The organism is Streptomyces sp. S07_1.15, assembly GCF_020739505.1.
GTDB classification, from domain to species: Bacteria; Actinomycetota; Actinomycetes; order Streptomycetales; family Streptomycetaceae; genus Streptomyces; species Streptomyces xinghaiensis.
The window spans coordinates 1,806,747-1,829,000 of the sequence record NZ_JAJBZK010000001.1; the positions used below are offsets into that span (position 1 = coordinate 1,806,747).

15 protein-coding genes are annotated in these 22,254 nt (G+C 72.9%); 2 read left to right on the forward strand and 13 right to left on the reverse strand.

Translation table 11 applies throughout. The features are described 5' to 3' along the window. Nucleotides 1-128: 128 nt before the first annotated feature. The 3 genes from LIX60_RS07650 to LIX60_RS07660 are packed head-to-tail and all read right to left on the reverse strand — an operon-like array spanning nucleotide 129 to nucleotide 1,436. On the reverse strand, nucleotides 129-323 hold the full coding sequence (locus tag LIX60_RS07650; protein WP_019709740.1) for a DUF3046 domain-containing protein: 195 nt from the start codon (nucleotides 321-323) through the stop codon (nucleotides 129-131). Nucleotides 324-366: 43 nt separating this feature from the next. Continuing rightward, complete coding sequence (locus tag LIX60_RS07655; RefSeq protein ID WP_227957785.1) at nucleotides 367-675, reverse strand: AzlD domain-containing protein; 309 nt, start codon at nucleotides 673-675, stop codon at nucleotides 367-369. Continuing rightward, complete coding sequence (locus tag LIX60_RS07660; protein ID WP_227957786.1) at nucleotides 672-1,436, reverse strand: AzlC family ABC transporter permease; 765 nt, start codon at nucleotides 1,434-1,436, stop codon at nucleotides 672-674. Before LIX60_RS07660 ends, LIX60_RS07655 begins: the two co-directional genes overlap by 4 nt. A 333-nt stretch (nucleotides 1,437-1,769) precedes the next feature. On the opposite strand from LIX60_RS07660, the gene LIX60_RS07665 reads away from it, so the two are divergent. Both LIX60_RS07665 and LIX60_RS07670 read left to right on the forward strand, forming a co-directional pair. Next, complete coding sequence (locus tag LIX60_RS07665) at nucleotides 1,770-6,509, forward strand: DEAD/DEAH box helicase (RefSeq protein WP_227957787.1); 4,740 nt, start codon at nucleotides 1,770-1,772, stop codon at nucleotides 6,507-6,509. Nucleotides 6,510-6,605: 96 nt separating this feature from the next. Then, nucleotides 6,606-7,400, forward strand: a complete 795-nt coding sequence (locus LIX60_RS07670) for an Fpg/Nei family DNA glycosylase (RefSeq protein ID WP_227957788.1) — start codon at nucleotides 6,606-6,608, stop codon at nucleotides 7,398-7,400. Nucleotides 7,401-7,424: 24 nt separating this feature from the next. Here the strand turns inward: LIX60_RS07670 and LIX60_RS07675 are convergent, their stop codons facing one another. From LIX60_RS07675 to LIX60_RS07720, 10 genes are all read right to left on the reverse strand, one after another. Continuing rightward, nucleotides 7,425-7,682 (reverse strand): hypothetical protein, encoded by a 258-nt coding sequence (locus LIX60_RS07675; RefSeq protein WP_265585208.1) that lies wholly within the window; start codon nucleotides 7,680-7,682, stop codon nucleotides 7,425-7,427. A gap of 205 nt (nucleotides 7,683-7,887) precedes the next feature. After that, entirely contained in the window at nucleotides 7,888-8,376 is a 489-nt protein-coding gene (locus LIX60_RS07680; protein WP_227957789.1) for a Dps family protein, read from the reverse strand. Between the two features lie 200 nt (nucleotides 8,377-8,576). After that, entirely contained in the window at nucleotides 8,577-8,957 is a 381-nt protein-coding gene (locus LIX60_RS07685; protein ID WP_019709745.1) for a helix-turn-helix domain-containing protein, read from the reverse strand. A gap of 109 nt (nucleotides 8,958-9,066) precedes the next feature. After that, nucleotides 9,067-9,546 (reverse strand): CinA family protein, encoded by a 480-nt coding sequence (locus LIX60_RS07690; protein ID WP_265585209.1) that lies wholly within the window; start codon nucleotides 9,544-9,546, stop codon nucleotides 9,067-9,069. A 32-nt stretch (nucleotides 9,547-9,578) separates the two neighbouring features. Next, nucleotides 9,579-10,277 carry a CDP-diacylglycerol--glycerol-3-phosphate 3-phosphatidyltransferase gene (pgsA, locus tag LIX60_RS07695; RefSeq protein ID WP_227957791.1) on the reverse strand — a complete coding sequence of 233 codons (699 nt, stop codon included), beginning with the start codon at nucleotides 10,275-10,277 and terminating at the stop codon, nucleotides 9,579-9,581. After that, the gene (gene rimO / locus LIX60_RS07700) at nucleotides 10,274-11,797 is read right to left on the reverse strand and encodes a 30S ribosomal protein S12 methylthiotransferase RimO (protein WP_227957792.1); all 1,524 of its coding nucleotides are present in this window, start codon (nucleotides 11,795-11,797) and stop codon (nucleotides 10,274-10,276) included. The genes pgsA and rimO overlap by 4 nt, the downstream gene beginning before the upstream one ends. Nucleotides 11,798-11,896: 99 nt before the next feature. Further along, nucleotides 11,897-12,691, reverse strand: a complete 795-nt coding sequence (locus LIX60_RS07705) for a helix-turn-helix domain-containing protein (protein ID WP_227957793.1) — start codon at nucleotides 12,689-12,691, stop codon at nucleotides 11,897-11,899. Nucleotides 12,692-12,883: 192 nt separating this feature from the next. Further along, nucleotides 12,884-15,637 (reverse strand): DNA translocase FtsK, encoded by a 2,754-nt coding sequence (locus LIX60_RS07710; RefSeq protein ID WP_227957794.1) that lies wholly within the window; start codon nucleotides 15,635-15,637, stop codon nucleotides 12,884-12,886. A 102-nt stretch (nucleotides 15,638-15,739) separates the two neighbouring features. Further along, nucleotides 15,740-16,414, reverse strand: coding sequence for a two-component system response regulator (locus LIX60_RS07715; protein WP_019709751.1), 675 nt, complete (start codon nucleotides 16,412-16,414; stop codon nucleotides 15,740-15,742). 237 nt (nucleotides 16,415-16,651) lie between these two features. After that, nucleotides 16,652-22,177, reverse strand: a complete 5,526-nt coding sequence (locus tag LIX60_RS07720; protein ID WP_227957795.1) for a HAMP domain-containing protein — start codon at nucleotides 22,175-22,177, stop codon at nucleotides 16,652-16,654. Between the last annotated feature and the right edge of the window lie 77 nt (nucleotides 22,178-22,254).

The window sequence follows — 22,254 nt, forward strand, 5'->3', positions numbered from 1 at the left end:
CTCGGCGGGGACAGGGCGCGGTCCGGGTACCGGGGCGCCACCGGGTTCTTCGTCGTTCGCTGCCACGGAGCCAGTCTGACCCATTCGGGGGACGGCCCGTGCCGCGCGGAGCCGGTCCGGGGGCGGGATCAGCGCCGCTCGGCGGGGACGTCCATGGCGGCGCAGACGGCCCGCCACACGTCCTTGGCGTTCCAGCCCGCCTCCAGCGCCTCGTACACCGTCCTCCCGCCGAGCTCGGACATCACATGATCGCGCGCGAAGGAGTCGGCGTACGCCTCACCGAAGTGATCCGCCATCCGCTGCCAGAAGACCGTCAACCGCATGGGTCCAGTATCCCGCCTCCGCGCCGCGGCCCCGGCCGGCCCGTCAGCCGGTCAGCGCGCGCACCGCCGCGGTCACCAGGACGGCGGCCCCCACGACCACCAGGAACGGGGCCCGCAGCAGCAGTGCCAGCGCCGCGGCGGCGACCCCCGCCGCCCTGGCGTCGAGGACCAGGGTGGGGCCCTCGCCGAAGGTCTGCTGCGCGGTGAGCGCGGCCAGCAGCGCGATGGGCAGCAGGGCGGCCAGCCGCTTGACGGCCGGCCGTTCCAGCGCACCGGCGGGCACCGACAGCCCGAGCAGTTTGACGAGATAGCAGCCGGCCGTGGTCAGGCCGATGGCGATCCAGACGTTCACCGGCCGTGCCCCTTCCCCTTGCGGGCCGGGACCCGGCCGCGCAGCGCCAGGACGACCGGCGCGGCCAGCGCCGCGACGAGCACCGGCACCCCGGCGGGCAGCAGTGGCATACCGACGAGGACCAGTACCACCGCCAGGCCGGCCACCGCGCGTTCGGTCGCCGTCCTCAGCATCGGAGCGAGCAGGGCCAGGAAGACCGCCGGGCCCGCGGCGTCCAGGCCCCACGCCCGTGGGTCGCCCAGTGCCGCGGCGCCGAGCGCGCCGAGCAGGGTGGTCAGGTTCCACAGCACGTAGAGGGTGGCCCCGGTGACGGCGAAGCCGATCCGCGCCGCGCGCCGCCCGGACTGGGCGAGGGCGACCGCGGCGGTCTCGTCGATGACCCACTGGGCGGCGAACGGCCGCAGGGCGCGGGGGACGCGCAGCAGCTCCGACAGCCGCAGCCCGTAGAAGGCGTTGCGCACCCCGAGGAAGAACGCCCCGGCCGCGGCCGTGTACGGATTGCCGCCCGCCGCGAGCGCGCCGACGAGGGCGAACTGCGACGCGCCGGTGAAGACGAGCAGGCTGAGGGCGCACGTCTGGAGCAGGGTGAGCCCCGCTCCCGCGGAGGTCACCCCGAAGGCGAAGCCGGACAGCCCCACGGCGACGCCCACGCCGAGCGCGTCCCGCACCACCGCCCTGTCGGAGCGCGGCGGGGAGGCCGCCCGGTCCCCGTCGGCCCGTTGCGTACCGCGCCCGTCCGCGGCTCCCGCGGTCTCCGTCATGTCCACCGTTGGTCTCGTTTCTCCCACGCCCCGCACGTTACGGAGCGGCGTCCGGCCCCGTCTCGGACGTTCTTGCGGTACCGGGGGCGCGGGCGCGCTCCCGTTCCCGGCGGTACGCGCCCGAAGGCGCGCCGACGACCCGGGTCCCGGCCCGGTGGACGCGGGCGCAGCGGACCGGCACCGGGCAGCCGTGGACGCTGCCGGTGCCGGACGTGCTCGTTCTCCCGCATACCGGCCATTGTGCCTGCGCCGGCCGGGTGCCCGTGCCCCGGGCGGGAGCCTCCCACCAGCGGAGACGCCGCGTTTGTCGGTACCGGGGTGCACGATGGGGACATGCCGCACGACCCGGCCGCCCCGGCCCTCGACGCCTTCTCCCCCGCCACCCGCGCCTGGTTCTCGGGGGCCTTCACCGCGCCCACCGCCGCGCAGGCGGGCGCCTGGCGGGCGATCGGCGCGGGCTCGGACGTCCTGGTGGTCGCCCCGACCGGCTCGGGCAAGACGCTCGCCGCCTTTCTGGCCGCCCTGGACCGGCTGGCGAGCACGCCCCCGCCCGCCGAGGCGAAGAAGCGCTGCCGGGTGCTGTACATCTCGCCCCTGAAGGCCCTCGCGGTGGACGTGGAGCGCAATCTCCGCAGCCCGCTCACCGGCATCCGGCACGAGGCCGTCCGGCTGGGGCTGCCGGAACCGGAGGTGCGGGTCGGCATCCGCTCCGGGGACACCCCGGCCGCCGAGCGCCGCTCACTGGCCAACCGCCCGCCGGACATCCTCATCACCACCCCCGAGTCGCTCTTCCTGATGCTGACCTCCGCCGCACGGGAGGCCCTGTCCGGCGTGGAGACGGTGATCCTCGACGAGGTGCACGCCGTCGCGGGCACGAAGCGCGGCGCCCATCTCGCGCTCTCCCTGGAACGGCTGGACGAGCTGCTGCCCCGCCCCGCGCGCCGGATCGGCCTGTCCGCCACCGTCCGCCCGGTGGAGGAGGTGGCGCGCTATCTCTCGCCGCAGCGCCGGGTGGAGATCGTCCAGCCGGCCGCCGACAAGGAGTTCGACCTCTCGGTGGTCGTTCCCGTGGAGGATCTCGGCGAGCTGGGCGGTGCCCCGGCCCGGGACGCCGCGGAGGGCGGGGCGGCGGAGCGGCCGTCGATCTGGCCGCATGTCGAGGAGCGGATCGCCGATCTGGTCCAGGCCCACCGGTCCACGATCGTGTTCGTCAACTCCCGGCGGCTCGCGGAGCGGCTCTGCAACCGCCTCAACGAGATCGCCTACGAACGGGCCACGGGTGAGCCGGTGCCCGAGGACCACTCCCCCGCCGAGCTGATGGGCGGCTCCGGCGCCGCCCGGGGCGCGCCTCCGGTGCTGGCCCGCGCGCACCACGGCTCGGTCTCCAAGGAGCAGCGGGCGCAGGTGGAGGAGGATCTCAAGGCGGGCCGGCTGCCCGCCGTCGTCGCCACCTCCAGTCTCGAACTGGGCATCGACATGGGCGCGGTGGACCTGGTCGTCCAGGTCGAGTCCCCGCCCTCGGTCGCCTCCGGGCTCCAGCGCGTCGGCCGGGCGGGGCACCAGGTGGGCGCGGTCTCCACCGGTGTGGTCTTCCCCAAGTACCGGGGCGACCTGGTCCAGTCGGCCGTGGTGACGGAACGGATGCGCTCGGGCGCCATCGAGGCACTGTGCGTCCCGGCGAATCCGCTGGACGTGCTGGCCCAGCAGATCGTGGCCATGACGTCCATGGACGCCTGGGACGTCGAGGAGCTGCTGGCCGTGGTCCGGCGCGCCGCGCCCTTCGCCGCGCTCCCCGAGTCGGCGTACACCTCCGTCCTGGACATGCTCGCGGGCCGCTATCCGTCCGACGCCTTCGCCGAGCTGCGGCCCCGGCTGGTGTGGGACCGCGTCGCCGGGACGGTCAGCGGCCGGCCGGGCGCGCAGCGGCTCGCCGTGACCTCCGGCGGCACCATCCCGGACCGCGGCCTCTTCGGGGTCTTCCTCGCCGGCGCCGACCCGAAGAAGGGCGGCGGGCGCGTGGGGGAGCTCGACGAGGAGATGGTGTACGAGTCGCGGGTGGGCGATGTCTTCACCCTCGGCACCACCACCTGGCGCATCGAGGACATCACCCGCGACCGGGTCCTCGTCTCCCCCGCGCCGGGGGTGCCCGGGCGGCTGCCGTTCTGGAAGGGCGACCAGCTCGGCCGTCCGCTCGAACTCGGCCGGGCGCTCGGCGCGTTCCTCCGCGAGATCGGCGCCCTGGCCCCCGGGGAGGCCCGGTCGCGGCTCGCCTCCGCCGGACTGGACGCGCTGGCGGCCGAGAACCTGCTGGCCTATCTGGAGGAACAGCGGAAGGCCTGCGGTCACGTCCCCGACGACCGCACCATCGTCGTGGAGCGCTTCCGCGACGAGCTGGGCGACTGGCGCGTCGTCGTGCACTCCCCCTTCGGCGCCCAGGTGCACGCCCCGTGGGCGCTGGCGCTCGGCGCCCGGCTGGCGGAGCGCTTCGGCATGGACGCCCAGGTGATGCACGCCGACGACGGCATCGTGCTCCGGCTGCCGGACGCCGAGATGATGGGGCTCGGCCTGCTCGACATGGAGCCCGGCCCCGGGAGCGACGGCCCGGACGGCGCACCGGCCTTCCCGGGATGGTCCGATCCGGAGCAGCCGCCGGCCGGGGCGGCCGACGTCGTCTTCGACCGGGAGGACGTCAACCGGATCGTCACCGACCAGGTCGGCGGCTCGGCGCTGTTCGCCGCCCGCTTCCGCGAGTGCGCCGCCCGCGCCCTGCTGCTGCCGCGCCGCGACCCGGGCAAACGCACCCCGCTCTGGCAGCAGCGCCAGCGAGCCTCCCAACTGCTGCAGGTGGCATCCGAGTTCGGCTCCTTCCCGATCGTGCTGGAGGCCGTCCGCGAGTGCCTGCAGGACGTCTTCGACGTCCCGGGCCTCACCGAACTCATGGGCGACATCGAGGCCCGCCGGGTCCGTCTCGTCGAGGTCACCACCCCCGAGCCCTCCCCCTTCGCCCGTTCCCTCCTCTTCGGCTATGTCGCGCAGTACCTCTACGAGGGCGACTCCCCGCTCGCCGAGCGCCGGGCCGCCGCGCTCTCGCTCGACTCCCGGCTGCTGGCCGAACTGCTGGGCCGGGCCGAGCTGCGCGAACTCCTCGACGCCGAGGTGCTGGAGAGCCTGGAGCGCGAGCTGCAGTGGCTGACGGAGGACCGCCGCGCCAAGGACCCGGAGAGCGTCGCCGACCTGCTCCGCCTCCTCGGCCCGGTCACCGGCGCCGAACTGGCCGAGCGCGGTGCCGAGCCCGGCTGGGCCGAGGAGCTGGCCGACGCCCGGCGCGCCATCCGGGTACGGATCGCCGGGACGGAGCACTGGGCGGCGGTGGAGGACGCCGGACGGCTCCGCGACGCCCTGGGCACGGCCCTGCCCGTCGGCGTGCCGGAGGCCTTCACGGAACCGGTGAAGGACCCGCTCGGCGACCTCCTCGCCCGCTACGCCCGCACCCACGGTCCGTTCACCTCCGCCGCGGCCGCGGAGCGCTTCGGTCTCGGCCCCGCCGTCACCGAGGGCGCCCTGCGGCGGCTCGCCGCCGACGGCCGCGTCGTCCAGGGCGAGTTCCACCCGGCCGGCGCCGGACAGGAGTGGTGCGACAGCGGGGTGCTGCGGCGGCTGCGCCGCCGTTCCCTGGCCGCGCTGCGCCGGGAGCTGGAGCCGGTGCCGCCGTCCGCGCTCGGCTCCTTCCTGCCCCAGTGGCAGCAGGTGGGCACCCGCGGGCTGCGGGGCATCGACGGACTGGTGCGCGCCGTGGAGCAGTTGCAGGGCGCGCCCGTCCCCGCCTCCGCGCTGGAGAAGCTCGTTCTGCCCTCCCGGGTCGCCGGCTACGCCCCGGGGATGCTCGACGAGCTGACGGCCGCCGGTGAGATCGTCTGGGCGGGCGCCGGGGCCCTGCCCGGCAAGGACGGCTGGCTGTCGCTGTACCTCGCCGACGTGGCGCCGCTCCTCCTCCCCGCCCCGCTGCCGTTCGACGGGGGCCCGCTCCACGAGGCCGTCCTCCAGACCCTGTCCGGGGGGTACGGACTGTTCTTCCGCCAGCTCGCCGACCGGGTGCGGTCGGCCGGCCACTCCGACGCGACGGACGCCCAACTGGCCGACGCCGTCTGGGATCTCGCCTGGTCCGGCCGGCTCACCAACGACACCCTCGCGCCGCTGCGCTCGCTGCTCGGTTCCGGCCGCACCGCAGGCGCCACCGCCCACCGCGCCCGGCGCCCGGTCCCCCGCGGCCGGTACGGCGCCTTCCCCGGCCGTACCGGCCGGCCGGCCTCGCCGGGCGGCCCGCCGACCGTCGCCGGCCGGTGGTCGCTGCTGCCGGAGCCGGAGCACGACCCCACCCACCGGGCCCACGCCCTCGCGCAGACACTGCTGGACCGGCACGGCGTGGTCACCCGTGGCGCGGTCGCCGCCGAGGGCGTCGAGGGCGGCTTCTCCGCGGCCTACCGCGTGCTGGCCGCCTTCGAGGACTCCGGCAAGGCCCGGCGCGGCTATGTGGTCGAAGGGCTGGGGGCCGCGCAGTTCGCCATGGACGGCGCGGTGGACCGGCTCCGGGCCATCGCCACGGCACGGGAGCGGGACACCGCGGAGACCCCGGCCTTCCCGGGCACCCCCGCGGACCGCGGGGACACCCCGGGCAGCCGGGGCAGGGCCGTGCTGCTGGCGGCCGCCGACCCGGCCAACGCCTACGGTGCCGCCCTGCCCTGGCCCGAACCGCCCGACGGCGCCGGCCACCGTCCGGGCCGGAAGGCCGGGGCCCTGGTGGTGCTGGTCGACGGGCGGCTGGTGCTCTATGTGGAGCGCGGCGGCAAGACGCTGCTCGCCTGGTCCGGCGAGGGGGCCGGTGGTGAGGAGAGCGACGCCCGGCTCCATCTGGCGGCGGAGACCCTGGCGGAAGCGGCCGGACGGGGCGCGCTGGGCACCGTCACCGTGGAGCGGGCCAACGGCGTCCCGGCTCTCGGCTCCCCCGTCGGCCGGGCCCTGGAGACGGCGGGCTTCCACGCCACCCCGCGCGGTCAGCGGCTCCGCCCCCGCTGAGAGCGCCGCCCCCGCTGAGAGCGCGGGCCCGGCTCCCCGGCCGGGGCCTCCGGGACGGGTGCGCCGAGCCCTGCCGCCCCGGGGCATCATGGCGGTATGCCCGAAGGAGACACCGTCTGGCGGACGGCCCGGCGCCTGCACGAAGCCCTCGCCGGTGACAGGCTCGTCCGCTGCGACCTCCGGGTGCCGAAGCTCGCCACCGCCGATCTCTCCGGCCGCCGTGTGCTGGAGGTCGTGCCGCGCGGAAAGCATCTCCTGAGCCGGTTCGAGGGCGGCCTGACGCTCCACTCCCATCTGCGGATGGACGGAGCCTGGCGGGTCTTCGCCGCCGGGGAGCGGCCGCGGGGCGGTCCGGAGCACGAGATCCGCGCGATCCTCGGCACGGCGGCCCGGACGGCCGTCGGCTACCGGCTGCCGGTCCTGGACCTGCTCCGCACCAGCGACGAGGACACCGTGGTCGGCCATCTCGGCCCGGACCCGCTCGGCCCCGGCTGGGATCCGGAGGAGGCCCGCCGGCGGCTGCTCGCCGACCCGGCCCGGCCGCTCGGCGAGGCCCTGCTCGACCAGCGCAATCTCGCCGGTCTCGGCAATGTCTACAAGGCGGAGCTGTGCTTCATGCTCCGTCTCTCCCCCTGGCTGCCGGTCGGGGAGGTCCCGTCGCCCGCCCGTCTGATCGCGCTCGCCGCGAAGCTCCTGGACCTCAACAAGGCCCGGGCCTCCCGTGTCACCACGGCGGATCCGCGCCGGGACCGGCAGCTGTGGGTGTACGGACGAGCGGGCAAGCCCTGCCTGCGCTGCGGCACCCCGGTCCGTACCGCCGGACAGGGCGAGCCGGGACGGGAACGCGACACCTACTGGTGCCCGCGCTGCCAGCCCGGTCCGTATCCGTGACCGTCCCGCGTCCGCGGTGCCTGGTCACCCCCGTCTCTCCCCCGAGTACCGTGCCCGCCTCCTCACGACGGCCCGCACTCGCGCGGCGCGGCGGCGGCTCTCCGCCGCTCCCGCTCCCGGCGGGGCGCAGTGGACCGGCAGCAGCCCGAGGCCCCAGCCGCCCGCCGCGACCGCCGCCTCGACGGCTCCGGCGCGGGCCGGTGAGAGCGCCAGGCGGAGCACCGCCCACCACCACACTCCGGCCACCACCAGGGCCAGCGTCCAGCGCACGGCGGCGGGCAGGGCGCGCACCGCGCCGGGTATCGCCCCCGGCAGGGCACCGGACACGGAGCCCGGCGAGCCCGGCCGGGCACGTGCGGCGCCGGGTATCGCACCCGGCGCGCCTATCCAGGGCTCTCGCAGCACGGTGACCGCCTCCTCCGGCCGGCGGGAATGGACGACGGCACCGCTCCGCCGTCCGACGGCGGAGCGGGCAACCGGAAGCCGGTCAGGCTCCCAGGCCCTCCGCGTCCTCGGCCTGGAACATCCAGCGGTGCTTCTCCAGCTCGCCGGTCACCGCGATGATCATGTCCTGGGTGACGGGGTCCGGCTTGTCCGTGGCCTCGACCCGCTTCCGCATCCGCGTGATGACGGAGCCGAGCGCCTCCACGAGCGCCTGGACCGCGTCGGTGTCCCTGATCCAGGTCTCCTTGACGGTGTCAACGCCGCTGGTCTTCGCCACGGTCTCGGCCCGGCCGTCCGGGGAGATGCCCAGGGCGGCGGCCCGCTCGGCCATGATGTCCGCATGCTCCCGGGCGGTGTCCACGACCTCGTCGAGCTGAAGGTGTACGGAGCGGAACCGGGGGCCCACCACGTTCCAGTGCACCTGCTTGGCCACCAGCGAGAGATCGACCAGATCCACCAGAGCGCCCTGGAGAGCATCCGCGACCACGCGGCGGTCGCCCTCGTCGGCCAGCGGGCTCTTGACGACAGACATGTGATTCCTCCTGCTTTGTCCGATCAACCCTTCTCCACCATCGCATACCCCCCGGGCCGGAGGCATGTGCGGGAAACCCGCCGTTGTCAAGTGACGCGAGTCACATCTGATCCACGCGGGGTCACGGACGTCGCCGGGAACGCCGCAAGCCCCGGACGGCGGACCGTACGGGGCTTGCGGAAAGGGGGCCGGCTGGGTCGTCAGGCAGCGACGACGTCGACGGCCTCCGTCGGCGCCTTGATCGTTACGCGCTCCTCCGGGACGCCCGTCACGGACGTCACCGAAACCGAATTGAGCATCGGCCGCATCGGCGCCGGCACGGTCTCGTCCGCCGCCGACTGCGCCAGCTCGGCGAGCGACAGTTCATCGCTCACCTCACGCATGACCTGCGACATTCGCACGTCCAGCGCATCGCAGATGGCGGAGAGCAGTTCGGAGGAAGCCTCCTTCTGCCCCCGCTCGACCTCTGAGAGATAGCCGAGGGAGACCCGCGCCGACGAGGAGACCTCGCGCAGGGTTCGGCCCTGGCGCTGGCGCTGCCGACGCAGCACGTCACCCAGCAGGCGACGGAGCAGAATCATCGGTGGCTCCCTCCTCGGACCTCGGATCCGGATCCTTCTCGCCCCACCGTACCGCCTCGGACGGCAGCCGTGCGGGGAGCGATGACGTGTTCACTCAGGGCTGCAAACATCAATTCCCCCCGCGGTGTTCCCTATTCTGTGCCCGCGCATTTCCGGCCAGTTCTTCCCGCAACATCACGAGGACCCCCCGGACGCTCTCCCGGCGGATCCCCGCGCGGTCCCCGGCCGCCCGCAGCAGCCGGGCCCGGACGGTCCCGCCGGGGCCGGCGACCGCCACGTACACCGTGCCGACCGGCTGCCCGTCCTGCGGATCGGGCCCGGCGACGCCGGTGGTCGCGATCCCCCAGTCGGCGCCCAGGAGCCGCCGTACGCCCCCGGCCATCTGCCGGGCGACCTCCGCGTCCACCGCGCCGCGCTCGGCCAGCAGAGCCCCGTCCACGCCCAGCACGGTGTGCTTGAGCTCGGTCGCATAAGCGGTCACCGCCCCCCTGAGGACCCGTGAGGCCCCCGGTACTCCGGTCAGCTCGGCCGCCACGAGGCCGCCCGTGAGCGACTCCGCCACGGCCAGCGTCTCCCCGCGCGCTGCCATCGATTCCAGTACGTCGGCGGCGGCGGTGGCGTTCACCGGCCCGCGCCCCCGGCCGCCGTCCGTGCGGCGGCGTCCTCGCGTTCCCGCGCCAGCCCGGCGCGGCGCAGGACGACGGCCTGCCGCACGTAGTCGAGCCCGGTCACGACGGTGAGCAGCACGGCCACCGCCATCATCCAGAAGCGGAGCGTGGCGAGCGGCCCGGTGAGCACGAGAACGTACATCCCCACCGCGGTGCCCTGGGCGAGGGTCTTCAGCTTGCCGCCCCGGCTGGCCGGGATGACGCCGTGCCGGATCACCCAGAACCGCAGGACCGTGATGCCGAGCTCCCGGAAGAGGATCAGACCGGTCACCCACCAGGGGAGGTCCGAGAGGGCGGAGAGGCAGATCAGCGCAGCACCCATGATCGCCTTGTCGGCTATCGGGTCGGCGATCTTGCCGAAATCGGTGACGAGGTTGTACCGCCGGGCCAGCTGGCCGTCGAAGAGGTCGGTGATCATGGCGACGGCGAACGCCGCCCAGGCGAAGGAACGCCAGACCGGGTCGTAGCCGCCGTTGTGCAGCAGAAGGAGGACGAAGCCGGGGACGAGGAGCAGCCTCACCATGGTCAGGACGTTGGCGATGTTCCAGAGCCCGGCCTGGCGCACGGCCACCGCCGTCGCGCCCGCCGCCCCTCCGGTCCGGGCCTGGGCCCGCCCTTGACCGCCCGCCGCGGAGGCGGGTACTCCGGTCATGTGCCCGCCTCCTCGGTACAGCGTGCCCCGCCGGACGGCGTCTCCCCGCCGAGAGCGGGGGACGGCTCGGCGACGAGGTCCACGCCCTCGGTCGCCACCACCTTCGCTTCGACCATACGTCCGGGCGCGAGCCCGCGGGAGTCCGTGAGGAGGATCTGGCCGTCGGTCTCCGGCGCCTGGTGCGCGGCGCGGCCGACCGCCCCCTCCTCGCCGTCCACGGACTCGACGAGGACGTGCACCGTCTCGCCGAGCCGTTCCTCGGCGCGCTGCGCCGTCAGCTCCTCCGCGAGCCGGGAGATGTGCGCCAGGCGTTCGCCGATGGTGTCCTCGTCCAGCTTGCCCGGGTAGGTCACCGCCTCGGTGCCCTCCTCGTCGGAGTACCCGAAGACGCCGATGGCGTCCAGCCGGGCCTCGGTGAGGAAGCGCTCCAGCTCGGCGAGGTCCGCCTCGGTCTCGCCGGGGAAGCCGACGATGAAGTTGGACCGCGCGCCGGCCTGCGGTGCCCGGGAGCGGATCGCGCCGAGCAGTTCCAGGAAGCGGTCGGTGTCCCCGAAGCGGCGCATCGCACGCAGCACGCCGGGCGCCGAGTGCTGGAAGGACAGGTCGAAGTAGGGGGCGACCTTGGGCGTGGAGGTGAGGACGTCGATCAGGCCGGGACGCATCTCGGCGGGCTGCAGATAGCTGACCCGGATCCGCTCGATGCCGTCGACCTCCGCGAGCTCCGGCAGCAGCGTCTCCAGCAGCCGGATGTCGCCCAGGTCCTTGCCGTAGGAGGTGTTGTTCTCGGAGACCAGCATGACCTCCTTGACCCCCTGTCCGGCCAGCCAGCGGGTCTCCCCCAGCACATCCGAGGGGCGGCGGGAGATGAAGGAGCCGCGGAAGGCGGGGATGGCGCAGAACGAGCAGCGCCGGTCGCAGCCGGAGGCCAGCTTGACGGACGCCACGGGGCTGTCGTCCAGGCGGCGGCGGAGCGGTGCGCGCGGCCCGGAGGCGGGCGCGACCCCCGCGGGCAGATCCTCCGCCACGGGTACCGGGGCCGCTCCGTGGCCGGGCAGCGCCACCTCGGCGCCCTGCCGCTCGGCGGGGCTGACGGGCAGCAGCTTCCGGCGGTCCCGTGGGGTGTGCGAGGCGTGGACGCCGCCGGCGAGGATGGTCTGCAGGCGGTCGGAGATGTCGGCGTAGTCGTCAAAGCCGAGGACGCCGTCGGCCTCGGGCAGCGCCGCGGCGAGCTCCTTGCCGTACCGCTCGGCCATGCAGCCCACGGCGACGACGGCCTGTGTGCGGGCACCGCCCCCGGGGGCCTCCGCCTTGAGGTCGTTGGCCTCCAGCAGGGCGTCCACGGAGTCCTTCTTGGCGGCCTCGACGAAACCGCAGGTGTTGACGACGGCGACATCCGCGTCGGCGGCCTCCGGGACGAGCTCCCAGCCGTCCGCCGCCAGACGGCCTGCGAGCTCCTCCGAGTCCACCTCGTTGCGAGCGCAGCCTAGGGTGACAAGTGCGACGGTACGGCGTTCGGGCATGTGCTCAGCCTACTTTGTCCCGCGGACAGCCCTGCCGCAGGTCTCCGCCCCCGGCGGCCGCTCCCCGCGGGCCGCCGGCCGCCGCGCCGCCGCCGGGGATCAGCCGGCCTGCGGGTCGCCCTTGGTGTACGTGAGCCGCTGGACCTCCCCGGGCGCGAACTCGTCCTTGACCTCCTTGCCGTTGACGTAGAGCTGCACGGCACCGGCGTTGCCGAGGATCAGGTCGATCCGCTCCTTGTCGGTGAAGGTCTTGGAGGCGCCTTCCTTGATCACACCCTGGTGCAGCACCTTGCCGTTGTGGTTCTTCGCCAGGATCCAGCTGGAGCCCTCCGCGGCGGTCAGCTTGACGGTCACTTTGTCCGCGGGCGCGGCGGCGATGGCGCTGTCGGTGGGTTCCGGTTTCGGGTCGGCGGGCTTGCCGCCCCCGGGCTTCGCGGGCGAGGACTCGGGGGTGTTGCCGGCGACGGGCGTACCGCCGTCCTCGTCGTCACCGCTGAAGAGGGTGAATCCCACGAAGCCGACGACGGCGACGATGGCGGCGACCATGGCGGCCGTCCAGTTGGGCCGGGCCGGCTCGGGGCGGATGCGTTCCGCTTCGAAGAGCGGAGCGGCCGGGGTCGGCTGCGGCCGCCCGCCGTGCTCGGCGTCGTACTGCTCGACGAGGACGGCGGCGTCCACCCCGACGGCGCGGGCCAGGGCGCGGATGTGGCCGCGCGCGTAGACGTCGCCGCCGCAGCGGGAGAAGTCGTCCTGCTCGATCGCATGGATGATCGGGTTGCGCACGCGCGTGACCGTACTGACCTGGTCGACGGTCAGTCCGGCGTCGATGCGGGCCTGCTGGAGCGCGCGCCCGACGGAAGGCCGGTCGTCTGCGGGGGAGTTACCCAAGGACACGGGGGAGGCCTTTCGAGCGTGTAGCCACCTGCTGGAAGTTCAGTCTACGGGGGGTACGAGAGGGCCGGGCAACCGGGAGAGCCGGGTTTGTACGCCATCGGACGGGCGGGCCCCTCCGATGATCCACACATACCCCTGTCGTCTCATCCCATGTGACGCCGCACCAGGCGAAACGGTTGCCCCGCGCCACCCTTACGAAGGATTCTCCCCACGAATCGTGGCCAGCACTCCGTCCAATTCATCCGCCTTCACCAGGACATCCCGTGCTTTGGAACCCTCGCTGGGCCCCACCACACCGCGGGACTCCATGAGGTCCATCAGCCGGCCCGCCTTCGCGAAGCCCACCCGCAGCTTGCGCTGGAGCATCGAAGTGGAACCGAACTGGGTGGAGACCACCAGCTCCGCCGCCTGGCACAGCAGATCGAGATCGTCGCCGATCTCCTCGTCGATCTCCTTCTTCTTCGAGGAGCCGACCGTGACGTCGTCCCGGAAGACCGGCGCCATCTGCTGCTTGCAGTGCTCGACGACGGCCCGGATCTCCTCCTCGGTGACGAAGGCGCCCTGCATCCGGGTCGGCTTCCCCGCGCCCATCGGCAGGAACAGCCCGTCGCCCTTGCCGATCAGCTTGTCCGCCCCGGGCTGGTCCAGGATGACCCGGCTGTCGGCGAGGGAGGACGTGGCGAAGGCCAGCCGCGACGGGACGTTGGCCTTGATCAGACCGGTGACGACGTCCACGCTGGGCCGCTGGGTGGCCAGCACCAGGTGGATTCCGGCGGCCCGCGCGAGCTGGGTGATCCGCACGATCGCGTCCTCGACGTCGCGCGGCGCGACCATCATCAGGTCCGCCAGCTCGTCCACGATCACCAGCAGGTACGGATACGGCTGGAGCTCCCGCTCGCTGTCCTCGGGAGCCTTCGCCTTGCCGCTGCGCACCGCGGCGTTGAAGTCGTCGATGTGGCGGTAGCCGTACGCCGCCAGATCGTCGTAGCGCAGGTCCATCTCCCGGACGACCCACTGGAGGGCCTCGGCGGCCCGCTTGGGGTTGGTGATGATCGGCGTGATCAGGTGCGGGATGCCCTCGTAGGCGGTCAGCTCCACGCGCTTGGGGTCGACCAGCACCATCCGCACGTCCTCCGGCGTGGCCCGGACCATGATCGACGTGATCAGGCAGTTGATGCAGGATGACTTGCCGGAGCCGGTGGCGCCGGCCACCAGGATGTGCGGCATCTTCGTGAGGTTGGCCATCACGTAGCCGCCCTCGACGTCCTTGCCCAGCGCCACCAGCATGGGGTGTTCGTCGCCCGCGGCGTCGGCGAGCCGCAGGACGTCGCCGATGTTGACCATCTCCCGGTCCGTGTTCGGGATCTCGATGCCGACCGCGGACTTGCCGGGGATGGGGCTGATGATCCGGACGTCGGGGCTCGCCACGGCATAGGCGATGTTCTTGGCGAGGGCGGTGATCCGCTCGACCTTGACCGCCGGGCCGAGTTCGACCTCGTAACGGGTGACCGTCGGTCCGCGGGTGAAGCCGGTGACGGCGGCGTCCACCTTGAACTCCGTGAAAACGGTCGTCAGGGAGGCCACCACGGCGTCGTTCGCGGCGCTCCGCGTCTTGCCCGGCCCGCCGCGCTCCAGCAGGTCGAGGGAGGGCAGCGCGTAGGTGATGTCCCCGGAGAGCTGAAGCTGCTCGGCGCGCGCGGGCAGCGGTTCGGCGGCCTCGGGAGCCCTGCGCGTCAGGTCCGGTACGGCATCGGGCCCGTCCTGCCCGGCGGCCGCCCCCTTCCGCGCCCGCCCGGCCGCGGGGGCGGCGGACACCGCGGCGGTCTCCTCCGCCTCCCGGGCTCCCGGCACCTCGGCCGTGCGGTCGGCCGAGACGCCATGGCTCAGCCCGGCGACCACCGGCGAGGGCTGCACTCCGTGCAGCACGGCGCCGTCCACCGAGGCCGCCCCGGCGGCCGCCGCGTCAACGGCCTCCGACGACCGTGCGGCGGGCTCCGCTCCGCGGGCGCGGCGGGTCTTCCGCCGGCGCGAGAGCGCCTCCTCCTCGGCACTGTCCGGGTCGGCGGCCGCCGCGCCCGCCCGGGAGGAGCCGCGGCGCGGCTTGCGGTCGAGCGTCCTGCGCCACTCCTGCTCGTACGCCACGTCGTCGGGCGCCGTGGCCGCGCCTCCGGCCGCGGCGGCCTCCAGGATGCCCAGCCGCACGCCGAGCAGCCGCAGCCGCTGCGGGATGGCGTTGACGGGGGTGGCCGTGACGACCAGCAGCCCGAAGACCGTGACCAGCACCAGCAGCGGTACGGCGAGCACCTCGCCGACCGTGAAGACCAGCGGCTTGGAGGCGGCCCAGCCGATCAGCCCGCCGGCGTCCTGGATGGCCTCGGTCCCCTCGCCGCGCCCGGGAGAACCGCACGCCAAGTGGACCTGCCCCAGCACGCCGACGACAAGGGCGGAGAGGCCGATCACGATGCGGCCGTTGGCCTCCGGCTTCTCCGGGTGGCGGATGAGCCGTACGGCGACGGTGCCCAGCAGCAGCGGCGCCAGCAGATCCAGCCGCCCAAACGCTCCGGTGACCAGCATCTCGACCAGGTCGCCGACCGGGCCCTCGAGACTGGACCAGGTGCCGGCCGCCACCACGAGGGCGAGGCCCAGCAGCAGCAGCGCCAGCCCGTCCTTGCGATGCGCCGGGTCGAGGTTCCGGGCGCCGCGCCCGAGGGAGCGGAACAGCGCACCGACCGTGTGGGCGAGTCCGAGCCACAGCGCCCGCACCAGGCGGTAGACGCCTCCGGTCGGGGACGGCGCGGGCTTGGCCGCCGCCTTCTTGGCGGGCGCCCGCTTCGCCGGTGCCTTCTTCGCGGGGGCCTTCCTGGCGGCGCCCGCGGCACGGCCACCGCGTGCCTGAGAGGTACCCCCTGTGCCCTGGGAACCCTTGCCGGACGTACGTGAGGCCATGGGGCGAGGTTACCGGTGCCGGGCGGACGGTACACGCGTGGCCACCGGTTGACCCGTTCGTGTCGCGTTCCCGGCCCGGCGGTGACGGGGCGTCAAGCCGGCTCAGCCCTGCGGTGGAACCGTCCCGGTGCCGCCGGTGCCCGGCTCCAGGGCGTCCAGCGCCCGCCGCAGACCGGTGAGTTTGCGTTCCAGGTGGGCCGCCGTGGCCACGGCGGCCGCGTCCGCCGAGTCGTCGAGCTGCTTCGACAGGGCCTCCGCCTGTTCCTCCACCGCGGCCAGCCGCGCCGAGAGTTCGGCGAGCAGCCCGGCCGGTTCCCCGGACACGCCGGGCTCGGGACGGCTCCCCTCCAGCTGCGCCCTCAACAGGGCGGCCTGCTCGCGCAACTGGCAGTTCTTCATGTAGAGCTCGACGAACACCGACACCTTCGCCCGCAGGACCCACGGGTCGAAGGGCTTGGAGATGTAGTCCACCGCGCCCGCCGCGTAACCGCGGAAGGTGTGGTGGGGGCCGTGGTTGATGGCCGTCAGAAAAATGATCGGGATGTCGCGGGTCCGCTCCCGCCGCTTGATGTGCGCCGCGGTCTCGAAACCGTCCATGCCCGGCATCTGGACGTCCAGCAGGATGACCGCGAAGTCGTCCGTCAGCAGCGCCTTGAGCGCTTCCTCCCCTGACGATGCCCGTACCAGTGTCTGATCGAGCGCGGAGAGAATGGCCTCCAGCGCCAGCAGATTCTCCGGCCGGTCATCGACCAGGAGGATCTTGGCCTTCTGCACCATGGCCCGTCCTCCTCGCCCCGGCGCGGGGCCTCCCCTGCTCGATGAGCGCGGGGAAGCACCGGAGGCCGCCCCAGGGGACGACTCCCTTGCGCCGCCCGTCCTTGTGCCGGTCATCGTAACCGCACCCCGCCTGTCGCCACACCCTGTCACCGCGATGTCACTGTGCACACAGCGGAAACGCCACGGAAGACCAGAAGGTTCCCCGGATACGGCGCTCCCACACCTCGTCGGGGACGGTCAGTCGGCACGCGGGCGCATCCACTGTTCCATCACGGTCAGCAGGTGATCGGTGTCGACCGGTTTGGTCACATAGTCCGAGGCCCCGGCGTCGATGCTCTTCTCCCGGTCCCCCTTCATCGCCTTCGCGGTGAGCGCGATGATGGGAAGACCGGCGAACTGGGGCATCCTGCGGATCGCGGCCGTCGTGGCGTACCCGTCCATCTCGGGCATCATGATGTCCATCAGCACCAGCACCACGTCGTCGTGCTGCTCCAGGACCTCGATGCCCTCGCGCCCGTTCTCGGCGTAGAGCACGGAGAGGCCGTGCTGTTCCAGCACGCTCGTCAGCGCGAAGACATTGCGGATGTCGTCGTCGACGATCAGCACCTTCTCCCCGTGGAAACCGCCGCCTCCCGGGCGGGGAGCCACCAGGTCCTGGCCGTTGCCGAGCCATGACTCCGGGGGTGCCGGCTGCGGTTCCGCCGAGACCTCCTCCGCGGGGGGCGCCGGCGGGAGTTCGGCCCGGGACTCCGCGGCGCGGCGGCGTCCCAGGGCCCGCCCGGCGGCGGCGCGGCGGGGCACGGGGCGCTCGACCGGCGTGCCCTCACCGATCTCCGCGATGTCCGTCACGTCGGCCGTCCCGTCGGGCAGCCCGTCGGCACCGCGCCGGCCCCGGCCGCGGTCGGCGGGCACGGGTGCGAGCTGCGGGTAGCCCTGGGGCGGGAGGGCGCCGGGGTTGAGCGGCAGGTAGAGCGTGAACGTCGAGCCGCGGCCCGGTTCGCTGGCGGCGTGGATCTCTCCGCCCAGCAGCCGGGCGATCTCCCGGCTGATGGAGAGGCCGAGGCCCGTGCCGCCGTACTTGCGGCTGGTGGTGCCGTCGGCCTGTTTGAACGCCTCGAAGATCACCCGCATCTTGCTGGCCGCGATGCCGATACCGGTGTCGGTGACCGAGAAGGCGATCATCGGGGCGTCCATCTCCTGCAGCGAGCCGTGCTCCAGGAGCTGTTCGCGGATGGCGTCCGGCACATCGTCCCCGGCGGGGCGGATGACCAGTTCCACCGCGCCGCCGTCGGTGAACTTCACCGCGTTCGACAGCAGGTTCCGCAGCACCTGCAGCAGCCGCTGCTCGTCGGTGTGCAGCGTGCCGGGCAGCTCCGGGGAGACCCGTACGGAGAAGTCCAGGCCCTTCTCGGCGGTGAGCGGGCGGAAGGTCGCCTCGACGTAGTCGACGAGCTGGACCAGGGCGATCCGGGACGGGCTGATGTCCATCTTGCCCGCCTCGACCTTCGACAGGTCGAGGATGTCGTTGATCAGCTGGAGCAGATCGGAACCGGCGCCGTGGATCGTCTCGGCGAACTCGACCTGCTTCGGGGAGAGATTGCCGTCGGCGTTGTCGGCGAGCAGCTTGGCGAGGATGAGCAGCGAGTTCAGCGGGGTGCGCAGCTCGTGCGACATGTTGGCCAGGAACTCCGACTTGTAGCGCATGGAGACGGCGAGCTGTTCGGCCCGCTCCTCCAGCACCTGCCGCGCCTCCTCGATCTCGGTGTTCTTCACCTCGATGTCGCGGTTCTGCCGCGCCAGCAGCTCGGCCTTCTCCTCCAGTTCGGCGTTGGACGCCTGGAGGGCCTTCTGCCGGTTCTCCAGCTCCTCGGAGCGGTCCTGGAGTTGCTCCGTCAGCTCCTGCGACTGCTTGAGCAGCACCTCGGTCTTGGTGTTGACGCTGATGGTGTTGACGCTGGTGGCGATCATCTCGGCGATCTGGTTGAGGAAGTCCTTCTGGATCTGTGTGAAGGGCTGGAAGGAGGCCAGCTCGATCACGCCGAGGACCTGGCCCTCGAAGAGCACCGGCAGGACGATCACATGGGCGGGCGGAGCCTCCCCCAGCCCCGAGGAGATCTTGAGGTAACCGGGCGGCGCGTTCTCGACCAGGATCGCGCGCCTCTCCTCCGCCGCCGTACCGATGAGGGACTCACCCGGCCGGAAGGTGGTGGGCATCGCCCCCATCGAGTACCCGTACGAGCCGATCATGCGCAGCTCGTACGAGCCCGCGTCGTCTATGGCGGCGACCTCGGTGCTCTCCGAATCGGCCGGTGCCGCGAGGAAGAACGCCCCGTGCTGCGCGGAGACGACCGGGGTCAGCTCGCTCATGATCAGCCGGGCGACGTCGGCGAGGTCGCGGCGGCCCTGCATCAGACCGGAGATCCGGGCGAGGTTGCCCTTGAGCCAGTCCTGCTCCTTGTTGGCGAGCGTGGTCTCGCGCAGGGTCGCGATCATCGTGTTGATGTTGTCCTGGAGTTCCAGGATCTCGCCCGCGGCATCCACGTCGATCTTGAGGTTGAGGTCGCCCCGGGTCACCGCTGCGGCGACCGCGGCGATGGCCCGCACCTGCCGGGTGAGGTTCCCGGCCATCTCGTTCACCGACTCGGTGAGGTCGCGCCAGGTGCCGTCCACGTCCCGGACCCGGGCCTGGCCGCCCAGCTGCCCCTCGGTGCCCACCTCGCGCGCCACCCGGGTGACCTGGTCCGCGAACGAGGAGAGCTGGTCCACCATCGTGTTGATGGTCGTCTTGAGCTCCAGGATCTCGCCGCGCGCGTCCACGTCGATCTTCTTGGTCAGATCGCCCTTGGCGACCGCGGTGGTCACCATCGCGATGTTGCGCACCTGGCCGGTCAGGTTGGACGCCATCGAGTTCACCGACTCGGTGAGGTCCTTCCAGGTACCGGAGACGCCCGGCACCCGGGCCTGCCCGCCGAGGATGCCCTCCGTGCCCACCTCGCGCGCCACGCGCGTCACCTCGTCGGCGAAGGACGAGAGGGTGGTCACCATCGTATTGACGGTGTCGGCGAGCTGCGCGACCTCGCCGCGCGCCTCGACCGTCACCTTCTTGGTGAGATCGCCGTTGGCGACCGCGGACGACACCTGGGCGATGTTGCGCACCTGGATGGTGAGGTTGTTCGCCATCAGGTTGACGTTGTCCGTCAGGTCCTTCCAGATGCCCGACACATCGCGGACCCGGGCCTGGCCGCCCAGCTGCCCCTCGGTGCCCACCTCACGCGCGACCCGCGTCACCTGCTCCGCGAACGACGAGAGCGTGTCCACCATGGTGTTGACGGTCGTGACCAGCGCGAGGATCTCGCCCTTCGCGTCGACCGTCACCTTCTGCGACAGATCGCCGTTGGCCACCGCCGTCGTCACCTGCGCGATGTTCCGCACCTGGGTCGTCAGGTTGTTGGCCATGAAGTTGACGGACTGCGTGAGGTCCTTCCAGGTGCCGGAGACGCCCTGCACCTCCGCCTGGCCGCCGAGGATGCCCTCGGTGCCGACCTCGCGGGCCACCCGCGTCACCTGCTCCGCGAAGGAGGAGAGCTGGTCCACCATCGTATTGAGGGTGTTCTTCAGCTCCAGGATCTCCCCGCGGGCGTCCACGTCGATCTTCTGCGAGAGATCACCGCGGGCGACCGCCGTGGCGACCTGCGCGATATTGCGGACCTGAGCGGTCAGATTGCCGGCCATGCCGTTGACGGAATCGGTCAGGTCCCGCCAGACACCGGCCACGCCGGGCACCTGCGCCTGCCCCCCGAGCCGGCCCTCCGTGCCGACCTCGCGCGCCACCCGCGTCACCTGGTCGGCGAACGCGGACAGCTGGTCCACCATCGTGTTGATCGTGTTCTTCAGTTCGAGGATCTCGCCACGGGCGTCGACCTCGATCTTCTGCGAGAGGTCGCCCCGGGCGACGGCCGTCGTCACCTGCGCGATCTGGCGCACCTGTGAGGTCAGGTTGCCCGCCATGAAGTTGACGGAGTCCGTCAGGTCCTTCCAGGTGCCGGACACCCCGTCCACCCGGGCCTGGCCGCCCAGCCGGCCCTCCGTGCCCACGTCCCGGGCCATCCGCGTGACCTGGTCGGCGAAGGACGAGAGCTGGTCGACCATCGTGTTGACGGTGTTCTTCAGCTTGAGCATCTCGCCGGAGACGTCCACCGTGACTTTCTGCGACAGATCGCCGTTGGCCACCGCCGTCGTCACCTGGGCGATGTTCCGCACCTGGCCGGTCAGGTTCCGGAACGCCGTGTTCACCGAATCGGTCAGGTCCTTCCACGTGCCCGCCGCACCCGGCACCTGCGCCTGACCGCCCAGCTCACCCTCGACACCGATCTCCCGGGCCACCCGTGTCACCTCGGCGCCGAAGGACGAGAGCTGGTCGACCATCGTGTTGACGGTGTTCTTCAGCTCCAGCATCTCCCCGGAGACGTCCACCGTGACCTTCTGCGACAGATCACCGTTGGCCACCGCCGTCGTCACCTGCGCGATGTCCCGCACCTGACCGGTCAGGTTCCGGAACGCCGTGTTCACCGAATCCGTCAGGTCCTTCCACGTGCCCGCCGCACCCGGCACCTGCGCCTGACCACCCAGCTCACCCTCGGCGCCGACCTCCCGCGCCACGCGCGTCACCTCGCCCGCGAACGTCCGCAGGGTCTCGGTCATGGTGTTGATCGTCTCGGCGAGCTGCGCCACCTCGCCGCGAGCGCTCACCGTCACCTTCTGCGACAGGTCGCCGTTCGCCACCGCCGTCGTCACCTGGGCGATCCCGCGCACCTGCGCCGTCAGATTGCCCGCCATGAGATTGACGGAGTCCGTCAGGTCCTTCCAGACGCCCGCCACCCCGGGCACCTGCGCCTGGCCCCCCAGCTCGCCCTCGGTGCCCACCTCCCGCGCCACGCGCGTCACCTCGGAGGAGAACGAGGAGAGCTGGTCGACCATCGTGTTGACGGTGTTCTTGAGCTCCAGCATCTCGCCGGCCACGTGCACCGTGACCTTGCGGGACAGATCCCCCTTGGCCACCGCCGTCGTGACCAGCGCGATGTCCCGCACCTGCGCCGTGAGCCGGTACGCCATCGTGTTCACGGAATCCGTCAGGTCCTTCCACGAACCCGACATCCCCCGGACCTTGGCCTGGCCGCCCAGCTTGCCCTCGGTCCCCACCTCGCTGGCCACCCGCGTGACCTCGTCGGTGAACGCCGAGAGCTGGTCGACGAGCCCGTTGACCGTGCGCCCGACCTTCAGGAACTCACCGCGCAGCGGGTGCGCCGCTCCGTCCGGGTTCTGCGACCGCAGGTCCATGCGCTGCTCGAGATCGCCCTCGGACACCGCCGACAGCACCCGGCCGACCTCCGACACGGGGCGCACGAGATCGTCCACCAGCGCGTTCGTCGCGTCGATCGCCGCCGCCCACGAGCCCTCGCAGGGGCCCGTCTCCAGCCGCTCGGTGAGCTTGCCCTCCCGGCCGACGACCCGGCGGACCCGGGAGATCTCCCCGGTCAGCTGCTGATTGCGGTCCGCCACCTCGTTGAAGACGGCCGCGATCTCCGCCATCGTGCCGTCGCCGGAGACGGTCAGCCGCTTCCGGAAGTTGCCGTCCCGCATCGCAGACAACGCGGTGAGCAGCCGGTTGAGCGCCGCCGTGTCCACCTCGGTCGTCCCGCCGCCACGAGAGCGCCCGCTCTTCGCGCGCGTCTTGGTGCTTCGCGCCGCTGCGCCCGACTCCACCGTGTCCTCCTGCAGGGTTGACCGTTCTCCCCGGACTCTTGAATGCGCCCAGTGTTTCACCCCGTTCCGGCCAGGCC

What these genes read in the sequence shown, in the direction of transcription:
- LIX60_RS07650 (WP_019709740.1), bottom strand. Translation starts at nt 323, where the DNA reads ATGCGGTTGACGGTCTTCTGGCAGCGGATGGCGGATCACTTCGGTGAG.
- LIX60_RS07660 (WP_227957786.1), bottom strand. Translation starts at nt 1,436, where the DNA reads ATGACGGAGACCGCGGGAGCCGCGGACGGGCGCGGTACGCAACGGGCC.
- LIX60_RS07665 (WP_227957787.1), top strand. Translation starts at nt 1,770, where the DNA reads ATGCCGCACGACCCGGCCGCCCCGGCCCTCGACGCCTTCTCCCCCGCC.
- LIX60_RS07670 (WP_227957788.1), top strand. Translation starts at nt 6,606, where the DNA reads ATGCCCGAAGGAGACACCGTCTGGCGGACGGCCCGGCGCCTGCACGAA.
- LIX60_RS07680 (WP_227957789.1), bottom strand. Translation starts at nt 8,376, where the DNA reads ATGTCTGTCGTCAAGAGCCCGCTGGCCGACGAGGGCGACCGCCGCGTG.
- LIX60_RS07685 (WP_019709745.1), bottom strand. Translation starts at nt 8,957, where the DNA reads ATGATTCTGCTCCGTCGCCTGCTGGGTGACGTGCTGCGTCGGCAGCGC.
- LIX60_RS07690 (WP_265585209.1), bottom strand. Translation starts at nt 9,546, where the DNA reads ATGGCAGCGCGCGGGGAGACGCTGGCCGTGGCGGAGTCGCTCACGGGC.
- pgsA (WP_227957791.1), bottom strand. Translation starts at nt 10,277, where the DNA reads ATGACCGGAGTACCCGCCTCCGCGGCGGGCGGTCAAGGGCGGGCCCAG.
- rimO (WP_227957792.1), bottom strand. Translation starts at nt 11,797, where the DNA reads ATGCCCGAACGCCGTACCGTCGCACTTGTCACCCTAGGCTGCGCTCGC.
- LIX60_RS07710 (WP_227957794.1), bottom strand. Translation starts at nt 15,637, where the DNA reads ATGGCCTCACGTACGTCCGGCAAGGGTTCCCAGGGCACAGGGGGTACC.
- LIX60_RS07715 (WP_019709751.1), bottom strand. Translation starts at nt 16,414, where the DNA reads ATGGTGCAGAAGGCCAAGATCCTCCTGGTCGATGACCGGCCGGAGAAT.